Origin of the sequence: Enterococcus sp. UD-01 (assembly GCF_044909655.1) — a bacterium.
Lineage (GTDB): Bacteria > Bacillota > Bacilli > Lactobacillales > Enterococcaceae > Enterococcus_L.
The window spans coordinates 172837-186798 of the sequence record NZ_JBIYEU010000004.1 but is presented as its reverse complement, the minus strand read 5'-3'; the positions used below and the strand labels follow the sequence as shown (position 1 = coordinate 186798).

12 protein-coding genes are annotated in these 13962 nt (G+C 37.7%); 6 read left to right on the top strand and 6 right to left on the bottom strand.

Going from position 1 to position 13962, the window contains the following annotated elements:
- Positions 1 to 2: 2 nt before the first annotated feature.
- Positions 3 to 1181 (bottom strand): betaine/proline/choline family ABC transporter ATP-binding protein, encoded by a 1179-nt coding sequence (locus ABH902_RS05735; RefSeq protein WP_404589589.1) that lies wholly within the window; start codon positions 1179 to 1181, stop codon positions 3 to 5.
- A gap of 297 nt (positions 1182 to 1478) precedes the next feature.
- On the opposite strand from ABH902_RS05735, the gene queA reads away from it, so the two are divergent.
- From queA to ABH902_RS05720, 3 genes are all read left to right on the top strand, one after another.
- Positions 1479 to 2510: a tRNA preQ1(34) S-adenosylmethionine ribosyltransferase-isomerase QueA gene (queA, locus tag ABH902_RS05730; RefSeq protein WP_404589588.1), complete on the top strand. Its 1032-nt coding sequence runs from the start codon at positions 1479 to 1481 to the stop codon at positions 2508 to 2510.
- A gap of 289 nt (positions 2511 to 2799) precedes the next feature.
- Positions 2800 to 3102: a hypothetical protein gene (locus ABH902_RS05725; protein ID WP_404589587.1), complete on the top strand. Its 303-nt coding sequence runs from the start codon at positions 2800 to 2802 to the stop codon at positions 3100 to 3102.
- Between the two features lie 3 nt (positions 3103 to 3105).
- Positions 3106 to 3402 (top strand): lytic exoenzyme target recognition domain-containing protein, encoded by a 297-nt coding sequence (locus tag ABH902_RS05720; protein WP_404589586.1) that lies wholly within the window; start codon positions 3106 to 3108, stop codon positions 3400 to 3402.
- A 255-nt stretch (positions 3403 to 3657) separates the two neighbouring features.
- On the opposite strand, the gene ABH902_RS05715 is transcribed toward ABH902_RS05720, so the two are convergent.
- The 3 genes from ABH902_RS05715 to spxA form a co-directional block, all read right to left on the bottom strand.
- The gene (locus ABH902_RS05715; protein ID WP_404589585.1) at positions 3658 to 3930 is read right to left on the bottom strand and encodes a hypothetical protein; all 273 of its coding nucleotides are present in this window, start codon (positions 3928 to 3930) and stop codon (positions 3658 to 3660) included.
- A 12-nt stretch (positions 3931 to 3942) separates the two neighbouring features.
- Positions 3943 to 4782: a hypothetical protein gene (locus tag ABH902_RS05710; RefSeq protein ID WP_404589584.1), complete on the bottom strand. Its 840-nt coding sequence runs from the start codon at positions 4780 to 4782 to the stop codon at positions 3943 to 3945.
- A gap of 355 nt (positions 4783 to 5137) precedes the next feature.
- Entirely contained in the window at positions 5138 to 5536 is a 399-nt protein-coding gene (spxA, locus tag ABH902_RS05705) for a transcriptional regulator SpxA (protein ID WP_404589583.1), read from the bottom strand.
- Positions 5537 to 6022: 486 nt separating this feature from the next.
- On the opposite strand from spxA, the gene lanM reads away from it, so the two are divergent.
- Together lanM and ABH902_RS05695 are read left to right on the top strand one after the other, a co-directional pair.
- Positions 6023 to 8905, top strand: a complete 2883-nt coding sequence (gene lanM / locus ABH902_RS05700; protein WP_404589582.1) for a type 2 lanthipeptide synthetase LanM — start codon at positions 6023 to 6025, stop codon at positions 8903 to 8905.
- Between the two features lie 81 nt (positions 8906 to 8986).
- Complete coding sequence (locus ABH902_RS05695; protein ID WP_404589581.1) at positions 8987 to 9160, top strand: hypothetical protein; 174 nt, start codon at positions 8987 to 8989, stop codon at positions 9158 to 9160.
- 58 nt (positions 9161 to 9218) lie between these two features.
- On the opposite strand, the gene ABH902_RS05690 is transcribed toward ABH902_RS05695, so the two are convergent.
- Together ABH902_RS05690 and ABH902_RS05685 are read right to left on the bottom strand one after the other, a co-directional pair.
- Entirely contained in the window at positions 9219 to 9551 is a 333-nt protein-coding gene (locus ABH902_RS05690; RefSeq protein ID WP_404589580.1) for a hypothetical protein, read from the bottom strand.
- Positions 9552 to 9570: 19 nt separating this feature from the next.
- Entirely contained in the window at positions 9571 to 9825 is a 255-nt protein-coding gene (locus ABH902_RS05685) for a helix-turn-helix transcriptional regulator (RefSeq protein WP_404589579.1), read from the bottom strand.
- A 670-nt stretch (positions 9826 to 10495) separates the two neighbouring features.
- Between ABH902_RS05685 and ABH902_RS05680 the strand changes: the two genes are divergently transcribed.
- Positions 10496 to 13126 (top strand): cation-translocating P-type ATPase, encoded by a 2631-nt coding sequence (locus ABH902_RS05680; RefSeq protein ID WP_404589578.1) that lies wholly within the window; start codon positions 10496 to 10498, stop codon positions 13124 to 13126.
- The last annotated feature ends 836 nt before the right edge of the window (positions 13127 to 13962 follow it).

Below are 13962 nucleotides of genomic sequence, written 5' to 3'. Positions count from 1 at the left end.
TTCTACACCTCCATTTGAGGCTGCTTGTTATCAACTGCTTCATTTTCCGTTGCTTCGACTTCTTCTTCGCCCCAGATAACGTCATAAACAATGTCTACCAGAGAAGCACGAGTTAAAATACCCACGACTTTTTGCTGATCATCTACGACAGGTACATATTTAAGGCCGCGTTTTAAAATCCGGCGCAGCGTATCTCTCAGTAGAGAAGATTTTTTTACGAAAAATACTTGCGGATTCATGATATCGCTGACACTTGTTGCAGATTTTCTGCGACGATCCAGTGTTTCAACGTCAATAAAGCCTTTTAATACACCCGTTCCATCGACTACCAACAATGTATCCACCCGTTTTTCTCTCATCAGCTTAATCGCTTCAGATAAAGATTTTTCAGGTGTGATGGTAATGGCATTATTCAGCATTACTTCGCCAACTGTGGTAATGTCCGGTTTTGTTTGAATCAAGCGATCCTCACCAATCAGTTCTTCTACAAATTCATTGGCCGGATGACGTAAAATATTATCCGGTGTGTCAAATTGAATCACTTTGCCTTCACTCATAATCGCAATCCGATTTGCCAGTTTTAAGGCTTCATCCATATCATGAGTTACAAAAACAATGGTTTTTCCAAGGCGTTCCTGTAAATCCTTTACCAGATCCTGTAAAGAATCTCTGGTAATCGGGTCCAAAGCGCCAAAAGGCTCATCCATCAAAATAATATCTTGATTTGCCGCTAAAGCTCTGACGACACCGATCCGCTGCTGCTGTCCACCAGAGAGCTCATTTGGGTAACGATCCAGCATTTCTCTGGGCAGCTCCACTAAATCAATCATGCGTTCCGCAATTTTGTCACGCTCCTGCGCATCCACCTTTAATAATTTCGGTACAAGAACAATGTTATCGCGGATAGTCATGTGCGGCATCAATCCGATATTTTGAATCACATAGCCGATTTTCCGGCGTAATTCTACCGGGTTAATGGTTTGGATATCCTCGCCGTTGATTAAGATTTTGCCTTTAGTCGGATCCGTCATGCGGTTAATCATCCGCATGGAAGTTGTTTTTCCACTGCCGCTGGTTCCGATAAAGCAAATAAATTCGCCTTCTTCAAAGGACAGATTCACGTCATCTACAGCAATTTTTCCGCCTTTGTAAATTTTTGAAACATGTTGAAATTCAATCAACTTTTTCACCCCAATTTCTTTTTTCTTCGTTTTTTTCCTAGAAAATTAGTAAAAACAAAATCTTAAATTTAATAAAATGATGGCTATTTTTCTTCTGCTTTTTTCTAACATCACTAGGTTTTATAAATAAATGTCTTACTACTAGTATGCCTCAAAACGTTGATTTGGACAAATTTGGTGTTTTTTAATCCATATAAGAGCGGGTTTTTATTGTTCTTAAAAGAGTTCTCTTCATAGCCAGATATAGGAAAAAATGGTAGAATAGCCAAGACAAATCAAGTAGAAAGAGTGACCAATATGCTTAGTACAGAAGATTTTGATTTTGATTTACCGGAAGAACTGATTGCGCAAACACCGTTGAAAGACCGTACAAGCTCACGCCTGCTGGTGCTAAATCGTGAAACGCAGGAAATTGCAGATAAACATTTTCATGATATTATTGATGAATTAAATCCCGGAGATGCGTTAGTAATGAACGATACACGTGTTCTGCCGGCTCGTTTATATGGGGAAAAACCGGAAACCGGCGGTCATTTAGAAGTATTACTTTTAACGAATATAGAAGGGGATACCTGGGAGACCTTAATTAAGCCTGCTAAAAGAGCGAAAGTAGGCACGAAAATCAGCTTCGGCGACGGACGCTTGACTGCAACAGTGACAAAAGAGCTGGAGCACGGCGGCCGGATTGTAGCGTTTGAATATGAAGGCATCTTTTTAGAAAATCTGGAAGCACTCGGTGAAATGCCACTGCCACCATACATTAAAGAACGCTTGGAAGACCCGGAACGCTATCAAACCGTATATGCCAAAGAAAACGGCTCGGCTGCAGCACCTACTGCCGGGTTGCATTTTACTACGGAATTACTTGATGAGATTCAGAAAAAGGGCGTCAAGCTAGTTTACCTAACGTTGCATGTAGGCTTAGGTACATTTAGACCTGTTAGCGTGGAAAATATTGCCGAACACGAAATGCATAGTGAATTTTACCGCTTAACAGAAGCAGCAGCGCAACAATTGAATGAAGTACGTCAGTCTGGCGGTAAAATTGTTGCAGTAGGAACGACCTCGATTCGTACGCTGGAAACGATCGGAACCAAATTTAATGGTGAAATCAAAGCTGACAGCGGCTGGACGGATATCTTTATTACGCCAGGCTATGAATTTAAAATCGTTCAAGCCTTTTCAACGAATTTTCATTTGCCGAAATCAACGCTAGTTATGCTGGTAAGTGCTTTTGCCGGCAGAGAATTAACCTTATCTGCGTACCAGCACGCCATTGAAGAACGCTACCGCTTCTTTAGCTTTGGCGATGCCATGTTTGTAAAATGAGGGAACGCTTTGTTTCTAATCTTTTTAGGCGGTCTTTAGTCGTTGATAGTATTGATTTTTAACAAAATTATGTTAAAAAAAAGACGAAAAACGATAGCCAGTCGGGAAGAAATCGGGATTTTTTAAAAGACTAGCGAAAATATCCCGACAGCAACGTATGATCTTTTTAAGAGACAGAAGCACCGACTTACTGGCTTTCACTCTGGTTGAAGTCTAAACGGTTTGCCACAAGATCAATCACGTTGTCAGACACTTCATTTTCGATATGAGTATATGACTGCATCTGTACTTGTATAGCACGGTTACACTCGAACCATATCTAAAAGCAAATGGCTACGAGCGAATCGCTGTTAATCAAGAATGGAATGCATTAAAGGGCGATATCATAATGATGAGTTGGGGTCTAAGTATGGCTGTTAGTTATGAGGTTGGTGGTCATGTTAGCGTTATGAAAAATACGCGAATCTTCATTAATGTTGACTACTATTTGAATGTTAATCGATCTAGTTATTTTGAAGTATGGAGATTGAAAAAGGACATAGGGAGCAATAAACATACACCTTCCACACCAAACAAACGACGTTACGGCTAAAAAGTGGCTGATATTAAATTTATCAATGGCTTATGGCAAACACGTTGTAACTCTTTAGCGCCTAAAGGTTTTGATTGGATCGACAAAGGCATCAATCCAGCAGATGTTGATATGATTGACTCGGTTACCGGAACAATGCTAGCAGATCAAGAAACGATTAGACCTGGCATGTATTTTGCCTTTAATGAATCAAGAGTTAATGATACAGGTGAAGTCGTAAAAGATCACGGTTATAACTATCGTAAGTTTAACTTTGCATCACCTACAGGCATTGTCTGGTTAGTTAGGGATAGTGAGTAGCAGTTGGTTTATGGATAAGCCCTCACTAATGTGGGGGCGTAAATAAAAGATAATCTCATTTAATTGTTTAGTTGCAAAAGATAGCATTTTATTGTAATGTGGCTGCAATGACATAAAGTTGTATATTTGAGCCTACCAACAACCGTAACTTAATAATTTTTTATTTCTCTTTGGGGAATAACACCTTTAGCTCCTATTTCTTATGAAACGGGAGCTTTTTTTGTTTGGTCATTTTTTGTATAAAAAAGCAGCCATTTAAGACTGCTTCTCCTTTTTGTATTTTGTTAATAGAAAAGAAACGACTGTGTAGATAGTTAAGGCTATAAAAGATGCCTCGCCTATTTTGATAAACAGATGGCCTAAATCGTAATTAATAGAGAATTGTTTCTGAAGATTAATCATCTCATCCATTGTTAAAGTATCTGGATCTTGCATAGGTAGAAAATTTAAAGTTAGGATAACTCCTATTAGCCAAATCAGAAAAAGAACAAAATACAAGTTTTGTATTATTTTTTTTCTATTAATCACAATAATAAACTCCTATCTTGACATAGTTCTCACAATTTCAATTTTATAAGGTTTGATAGCGCCTAACGTTTGGACAAATGCACAATAATTATTTCCGAAACCTACACCAAAATTATTGCTGTACCCATTAACTTCCCACTTGAAGTCAAATATATCAGTAACTTTCACTGTAGTAAAGTAGTTTCCATTTGCTTGTTTTTTATATGATACGGTATAAGAAACACCTCTCAATGCTGTCATAAGATGTCCACTATGGAAAGTATGTGTACCTGAAAACGAACCTGAAGCTCGTCCGCCTCTGAACGCTTCAGCTTTTAAACGACCGTAATATGCAGTCATAAGACTGTCACTGTCTACCATTCTTGCCCAAGTATCGTCTTTATTGTAATAAGTTGATGGAGTGTAATTAGTACCAATTTTGTTCAATGGTACAATCGCACGTCTCATATAGTTTGCAGTTTGCCAATGTCCCATACGATCAACAATAGCGATGCCTGCTTTATAAGCTGCAATTGCTGTTGGGTATGGTGTAATTACTCTTTTTTGCGGAAGGTTGGACGATTCAACTATATCTTCCAGTTTTTCATCTTGTGCGGAATCAAAATTATCTAACTCAGATAGCGCAGAATTCAAAAATGAATTAAAGTCTTCTGCAGAATCATTTTCAGAAGGCACAGCGTAGTACATATCAATTGTACTTTCAATGTAGTCCTTGTTTGCAGGTTCAGAAGCTGAAAGTTCTGCGATTAAGTTATTATTTTCTTCATTAATTTCAAATTTTTCTTGGGCTTCAACAGTTGTGCTAAAACCAAGGCCTAACAGTAATAAAGTAATCCCTAGTAATTTTTTCATAATGTTCCTCCTTTTTATCGCGATTAAAGTATACTATATTGTTCTTTAGGTTGCAAATTGTTTGTTAAGTGGCAGCTTTCATGTGATTTATAAAAAGACGGTTAAATTGCTCTTTTAACGTATTTATTTTGAATGATAATAAAAATCCCGACCGATTATATAGACAATAGATTATTCTAAAAAATAGGTCGGGGAGAAATCGGGATTTTTTATTTTCAAATCTTTTATGAATTGATGTATAGCGGTTTGTCACGTCATGCCATGTTTGTAAAATAAATAAAAACTCATTGAGCTTCCAAACGACGTCAAGTTGGTCGTAGGGAATTCAATGAGTTTTTATTTTTTTAATAGCTTGTTAAATACCGCTCATAAGCAGTGTTTGAGACAATTCTCTTTTTCTAACAGATCTTGGTAGGAAGCAACGAATTTCATCTTCGTTAAAACCAATTTGTAATCTTTTTTCATCAATCATTATAGGACGACGCAACAGGCCAGGATTGTCTTTGACTAACTCTAATAATTCATGCAATGGTAAATCGTTGATGTCCATATCCAATTTTTGGAACACCTTTGAACGAATAGAAATAATATCTTCTGTACCTTCTTCAGTAAGAATCAAAATATTTTTAAGTTCGTCCAAGGTTATTGGAGTATTGCCAAAATTCTTTTCCTCAAAGGGAATATCATGTTCCAGTAACCATTTTTTTGCTTTTCTACAGGATGTACAGCTATTTGTCGTATATAATTTTAACATTGATTTTATAACCTCCTAAAATATTGGTACGTACCTCTCATCAACTATAATATACGAAAAGTAAGCAATTCACAAAATAAACGACTCGAAAAAAAGCGCTTTTCTTCGCATTTAAGCTAATAAATAACGATTGTCTAAACCATAGCTGTTATTTTTTGTTGGATATATTACTTTGACAATTAAGACGAATGTGTATACTTTCTGTTTTTTATAAGACAAGAAAAATACTAAAAAAATTTTTGAAAACATAAAAAAATCCTTTAGTTTTTGCTGATTTTAGTCGTTTAAACAGGAAAAAATTGAAAAAGTTGAGTAAAAAGGAAGAGCGCATAGAAAAAACACAGATTTTTTGTGTAACGAAGAGCCTACTTTTACGTTCTACCTTTTTGCTGTCATTTTCCTATAAAATTGTCTGAATAAAATTAAGATAGTATTTTGGGTATTTTTCTATTATTATTAGAGGTAGAAAGAAGAGGAGTGAAAGGTATGAGTGAAAATTTGACGTATAGTTATGCGGCAACACTGCAGGAAAGAAGACAGGGCTGGCAAAAACTTAGTGTTGATAAAGCAAAATCTGACTATTTGCAGCAGTGGCAAAACCGTAAAAGCTTACTAAAGCCTGATGATTATTCTAAAATATTTGCTTACCATCAATGTACTCCAGCCGAGTTTGCAAAAGGGTTATTACCGTTTACTGAGGAAAGAGCCCGTCTGCTGCTGCCTGCAATTGAAAAGAGTGATTGGTATCAATTGCATTGCAGTCTTTTTGTTGAAGAGGTGCCACTTCAGAAAAAGGATTTGACAGAAGCTTTACGTTTTCACTTAGCTTATTATGAGGCACATATTCGAGCGTATTTGCAACAGCAACCCATTTTTCAGCTACCCGAAGCAGAAATAAACTCATTGGTCGCACAACTTTCGGATGAACTTTTTTTCATTGCCCAAAAAGCTTTAGTGTGGGATGTTCATCAAATGGTTGCAGAATACCAGCTGCAGGCTGAAACAAAAGAAGCAGAATTTGATAACTACATCACAGAATGTCTTGGAGATAAGCTGCGTACCTATCTTTTTTATGGAGCCTATCCAACATTAGCTCGGATTCTTGCTGTCCGCTTGCAGTTCGCCTGCGAAAATATCGGCTGTTTTTTTGATGCTCTAGTTCAAAGCCAAAAAGAGTTGACAGCGACTTTTGCTCTTACCAACTCGACAATTGCGCCTAGGCAGATAAAGGTAGGCCAAGGGGACAGCCACGATCAAGGGAAAACTGTTATTCAGTTTCAGCTGGAAGGTAAAGACCTCATTTTTAAAAATAAAAACTTGACTATTGGCGAACGCTTCAACAGTTTTTTAGCATTTTTAGAAGAGAGGATCGCTGATTTTTCGGCTTATAAAATAAAACGAGTGCTTGGTTCAACTTTTACTTTTGAAGAAAAAGTGCCGCAAATTGACTGTCAAAATGAACAAGAAATTAAGTCCTTTTATACCCACTACGGCCAGCTGCTGGCAATTGTTTATTGGCTTGGTTCCACTGATTTACATATGGAAAATGTGATTGCTTCCGGGGGCTATCCGGTCTTAATTGATGTGGAAACCTTAATTCGACCAGAAATATTTACGGATCAGCATTTTTCACGGCAAACACGAATTGAAAAAGAATCCGTCATCGTTTCAGGCTTGCTGCCGCAAAAAAGACAGCAGCACGTGGTGGAACTGGATGCCTTGTCCGGCAAGAAGCAAAAGCTGTCGCAAAAGGTCCGAAGATTAAAACATCAGCGTTCCAGCGATATTCAATTTCAACTGGAAGAAGCGTATATGGAAGGGGCTCAAAATATTCCGCGATTAAACGGACAAGAAATTGATTATCGGCTTTATGTTAAGCAGATTGAAGCTGCTTTTAAAACGATGAATGATCAATTACTGCAAAATAAAGCTGCTGTAATTGAAAAAGTAAAGACGCTTTTTGCTGATGTGACTGTGCGTTTAATTTATCGGGATACCCAAGATTATGTAAAATTTTTGAGTTATACGTTGCATACCGACTGCATGTCTGATTTTAGTGAAAGAGAAAAGATTCTGGAAAATCTTTGGGGCAGTCAACAGGTTCCGCCACAGCTGGTTCCCTTGGAAATTGAAGCGATGGCGGTAATGGATATTCCGCTTTTTACTGCTAATACATCGTCAAAAGATGTCTATGCGAATCAAAAAGCTGTCCCTCAGCTTTTGAAGAAATCACCGCTGGAAAATACGCTTGAACATATGGAACGCATCACAGAAACAACAAGTCAGCTCTCTTATCTTTTGGTAAAAGAAAGTTTAGGCACACTAACCTATCAGCTGACAACCATTCATTTGCCGGAGAAAAATCAGTCTCTTGCTTCACCATTGCTGCAAAAAGCCGCAGATATTGGGGATGAAATAGTTAAGAATCTTCTAATAGATGAGGTTCACGATACTGTTGACTGGGTATCCATTATGCCCAATGAGCAAAAGGAACAGTCGGTGAGTTATCCTAGTTTGGATTTATACGAAGGCGTAGCAGGGGTTTATTTGTTTTTAACCTTTTTACAGCATTACGTCCCAAAAGAAGCTTACCGGAAAGTAACCGCTAAACTAGAGCAGGAAATTTTTCAGGCTCCTTTAAAAAATAGGTATGAGAGTGCGTATTTTGATGAGGGCATGCGTTTGACTACAGCTTTTTTAATTGCGGAAGTGCTGCAGGATGCGAAGCATTATTCGTATATGCTGGCTAGTTTGACTCAGCTGCAAAGTGTAGAAATTAAGCAAGAGCAGCAAATGAATGAATGGCTCTATGGAAAAGCGAGTCTACTCACGCTCTTAAGCGCTGTTTATGAACGGCATCAGGAAAACATAGTCTATGAGTTGCTTGTATATTATGCTGAAGCGATAGCTTGTGTTGAAATGGAGGATGCCAGTTTTGCTCATGGCTACGCAGGAGTGGTTTATAGTTTGCAGCGGGCGAATGAAATACTGAAGGATAAAAAAATCTCACAAAAACTTGATTGGTACCAAGCCCGCTTAGAAGAACAATTATCGCATGAAGAGCAGCCCAATGCTTCTTGGTGTCGCGGGTTAACAGGGATTAACAAAGCTTGTGCCGCTATGAATTCATCGTTTGCAAAGAACATATCCATTGATGAATTGCAGGATGCTTGTTTATGTCATGGCAGCTATGGAGCAGCGGATGATAATTTAAATAATATTTCAGTATTAATTGAAAATGATTTGAAATTGAAGAGTGATTCCGCTTATTTACCATTAGGTTTATTTTGCGGATTGTCAGGCATAGGTTATCAAATTTTAAGAGCATACAGCGAATCAACTATCCGTTCTTTATTATTTTTTACGTAAAACAATGTGAAAAAAAAACTTTACTTATATGTAGAGACGGATTATAATTTAATTATTAATACGAGGGGAGGAAAAAATATCATGAGAAAATTATCAATTGAAAACATGGAAGCTGCAAAAGATGTGAAAAAAGTGGATGCAATTGTTGGTGCTTCTTTTGAAAGAAGCAAAAATTCTGAGGATACCCTTGATAGATCAGAAACGATCGTTGCGAATACAGTTGCTGGATGGTCCAGATTTATCTGTTGGCCATAGAAAATAAAAAACTGGAAGAAATTGTTGCATGCGCTGCAAAATTTCTTCCAGTTTTTGATTAATTTATTTTTTTCAAAATAAGAATTGAAATAGCTTCTGTGCCGGAAATTAGCATAACCATCAAATTCAATATCCATGAATAAGCAGTAGTGCTATAAACAGCAACATCATAGAAAAAGTTGTTCATAATACCTAATAGTAAGATAGCCAGAATGAAAGCTATAAAACTCGCAGTTGAAATAATTTTCTTGCCGCGCTCATCTTTGCCCTCTTTACTAAAGAAAAAGTAAACAGAGTATATAATGAAAATAATAGACAAGATAACAATAATTATGCTGCTCCAGTGATTTACAGGCATGGTATCAAAAAAAGATTTAAGTGATTCGATCATAATTTATCCTTTCCTTCCGTTAGTCGGTTTTTTCGTTTGGTTGATCTTCGTCGGTCAATTTTTTGAAAGTGAAGATTTGTTCAATCGGCACTTCGAAAACATCTGCTATGTCGTGAGCCAGTAAAAGGGAAGGATTGTACCTATTTCTTTCTAATTGAATAATAGTCTGTCTAGATACTCCTACTTTATCAGCAAGTTCCTGTTGGGTCATGCGTTTCATGGCTCTGTAGACGTGAATGGAACTCTCAAAGGATGAGTTCTTCTTTTTTGGCAATGCAAATCCCTCCAATAGTCTAAGTTATGTATCAATTTTAAAAAGCGCATAGTCAATATACCATATCTTACTTTCACTTACAAATATCTTGCAAAGAAAAAAACCGAGCTTCTCGACTAGCTCGGTTCTTATTTCCGGAAGGAATCAGTGTATCGTTTGATATTTTTTTTACTTTAAGTCATACATGCAAAGTAATTCGTTGAATTTCTTTTTCATAAACCAAATCTTGTCTTCATTACATTTTCTACATTTCTTTTTTTAAATTTTTTTTTAGATAAACATTCTTTTATGTGTTTTTTCTTTCACAATGATCATTTTTGCGTTTTTTACACATATTCACTATTTGTAAAAATGTTTTTCTCGTAGTCGCTTTACATATATAGACTGTATTGAAAGGTGAATCGTGCACTGCTAACAATTTTGTGTTTATTTTCTTCTTCTTCGAGAAATTCTACGATACAGCTGATGTTTCCTCCTTCCTTCTGACTATATAATAGCATAAATGGAAAGCGTTTTCAAATGATGTGTATTATTTTTAATGGCAGTGAAATAAATAATCAGCGTGAAATTAAAATTCAGCCATAATTATTGAAATTAAAAAAAAAAACATGTTATAGTGAATATAGACACTATATTAATAGAAGAAAAAAATTAGGAATGGGGGGATAGGATGGACGCATACAAACAGCCTATCGAAACAATTATTAAAGAAGTGAAGACAAATCAGGAACACGGTTTAACCGAACAGGAAGTCCAGAAAAGACTTAATGAACAAGGGTTAAACAAATTTCAGGAAGCAAAAAAAGAGTCGGTTTTTAAAAAGTTTATTCATAGTTTATCGGATTTTACAACAATCATTTTATTAGTGGCGGCTGCTATTTCTTTTTATACGGCAATCGCAACAGACCATGGCGATTATTTTGAAGGCGTTTTGATTATTGCTATTGTTATTATTAACGCTGTATTGGCGATTGTTCAAGAAGGAAATGCTGAAAAATCATTGGCAGCACTGCAGGATATGAATAAGCAAAGTAGTTCTGTTTTACGTGATGGAAAAATTGAAACAATTGATGCCGAAAATGTTGTTGTAGGAGACATATTAATTTTAGAAGCAGGAACCATGATTACGGCAGATGCCCGCTTGATTCAAACTGCGCAATTAAGAGTAGAAGAATCCGCCTTGACTGGTGAAAGTGAGCCGGTAGAAAAGGATTCAGATTACATAGGCGACAAAGAAGCAGCTCTTGGCGATCAATTGAATATGATCTTTAAAGGCTGTACGGTAGTCAACGGCCGAGCAAGAGCTGTAGTTACAGCTACCGGAATGCAAACAGAAATGGGAAAAATTGCGGGTTTACTGAATGCTGATACTGCTCAGCAAACGCCGCTGCAAAAACGGTTAAATCAGCTGGGAAAACGCATTAGTTTAATTGCCTTGGCGGCTGCGGCATTAGTTTTTGCAATCGGCAGCATTCAGGGAGAACCTGTATTAGAAATGTTCATGACCGCTGTATCTCTAGCAGTTGCCGCTGTACCGGAAACCTTAATGGTTATTGTTACCTTGACTCTGGCTTACGGCGTACAAAAGATGGCTAAAAAGCATGCGATTATCCGTCGTTTGCCGGCAGTAGAAACTTTGGGGACCGCTAATGTTATTTGTTCGGATAAAACGGGAACATTGACGCAAAATAAAATGCGGGTCAGAAGAGTTTGGTCGCGCGGCGATGAAGTGACCGATACAGAAGATGCGATGACAGATGAAGCAATGGAAGTTTTGAAGATGGCTTCACTTTGTGCGGACGTAATTGTAACGCATGAAGGAGACGAGCTGGTTATCAAAGGAAACCCGACGGAAGCTGCCATTGTTCGAGCCGTAGAAGAAAACTACCACACCAAAGAAGAGCTGGAAGAAAAATATCCGCGTATTGGTGAAATTCCTTTTGATTCAGAACGTAAGATGATGACGACTGTTCATAAGATGGGGAAAAAGTATATTTCGATCACTAAAGGAGCCTTTGATGTTTTACTGCCGCGTTTTCGCTTTGGTGATTTAGATCAGGCGGCGGTTGTAAACGATCGCTTCGGGAAACGGGCTTTAAGGGTGATTGCAGTAGGTTACGCAATTTATGATGAGGAACCCGCAGAAATCACTTCAGAGGCCTTAGAAAGGAATTTAAGGCTGTTAGGATTGATTGGGATGATTGATCCGCCAAGACCGGAGAGTAAAGGTGCCATTGCCAAAGCGAAGAAAGCGGGAATTAAAACAGTGATGATCACTGGTGATCATGTGGTAACCGCTAGTGCTATTGCAAAAGAACTAGGAATTTTAACAGATAAAAGTGAGGCTTTGACTGGATCAGAATTACAAAAATTGTCTGATGAGGAATTGGATCAGCGCGTAAAATCCTTGTCAGTCTATGCTCGAGTGACACCGGAAGACAAGATTCGCATTGTCAAATCATGGCAGCGGACAGGGGCTGTTGTTGCAATGACAGGTGATGGCGTGAACGATGCGCCGGCTTTAAAAGCGAGCGATGTCGGCTGTGCTATGGGAATTACCGGTACGGATGTAGCCCAAGGTGCGGCGGATATGATTTTAACGGATGACAATTTTGCTACGATTGTAGATGCTGTGGCGCAAGGTCGTGCAGTTTATCGTAACATTCGTAAAGCAGTAAATTTCCTGCTAAGTTGTAATATTTCAGAGATTTTTATCGTTTTAATTGCTATGCTTTTAGGCTGGGGCGCACCGTTTACAGCAGTTCAGTTATTGTTTGTGAACGTGGTAGCTGATGGCTTGCCGGGCTTTGCATTAGGAAAAGAGCCGGCTGAAAAGGGCATTATGGATGAAGCACCGATTCCGCACAATGAAGGGATTTTTGCACGTGGCTTGTGGCAAAAGATTGCTATTAATGCCTTTGCTTTTACTGTGATTACCTTGTTTGGTTTTTATTTAGGCGCGAATGTTGATGCTGTTTCTTACTTCTTTGATGCAAGCCATGAAGTGGGGCAAACAGTCGCATTCTTGATTTTAGCTTATTCCTCAATTTTGCATGTGTTTAATGTGCGCAGCGCGCAATCGATTTTCAGAGTGAAATTATCATCGAATAAATCATTGTTTGAAATGGCTGTTTTAGCAGTGATTATTACGACGGTGATTGCATTACTGCCGTTCACGCAAGAATTGTTTGGTTTAGTGCCGATTGGCATAAATCATTGGCTGTTGGTTATGGGTCTGTCTATTGTACCGATTTTTGTCAATGAAATGATCAAATTCCATTATTTACCTGAAGAAGATTAAAATGAATAAATGCTCAAAGCACTGTTTTGATTGTAAAAACAGCGCGTTTGAGCGTTTTTTTTATGCAATTCGTTAGAATGAAACACAAGAGTTGAAAATAGTTATGAATTTAATTACATAAAATGCTTGCTAAAAAAGACAAGGAGTATTATAGTTGTTATCAAAATTGATTATTACAACAGTATTAGATTTTAATAAACTTAATAGACAAATATTATTTCTGTTTGCCAGTCAAACGGAAATCTTAGGGGAGTAGCAGCATAGTTTACTATGTCCTTAGATCAACAGCAAGTGTGAAAAGCACTGGTCTAAAGATGAAATTGCGAGACCTAAGTGTAAGGGCCGAGTGTCGTTTCACTTAGGTCTCTTATTTTGCTGAAAAGCATAGTGGGATGAAAAGAGCTGATGAATAGTGTAGGACTTGTTGAGAATTATAGTGAGAGAGCTGAGTTGGTGATGAACAGTACAAGACTTTCGCAGAAAGTGTTGAACCTTGTCATTAGTTATCCAGCTGCACAGGCTAGTCTCTCGGAAAAAAGATAAAAATGGAGTGAGACAAAAAGCGTCTCAATCAATTTTTCCTATTTTTCAGTCGAGACTGAACGAGCCTGTTTCGCTTTTGCTGAGAATCACAACGAAAGAAATGAGTTGATGATGAACAGTACAAGACTTTCGTAGAAAGTGTTGATCATTATTGTTATCCAGCTGCACAAATCAATCCTTAGGAAAATAGATAAATTGCCAGTGAGACAAGGAGCGTCTTAATGTCAATTTCCTAATTTTCTACAGGATTAAGCGATTTGTTCCGCTTTTAAGTTATCCAGCTGCATGAGCCA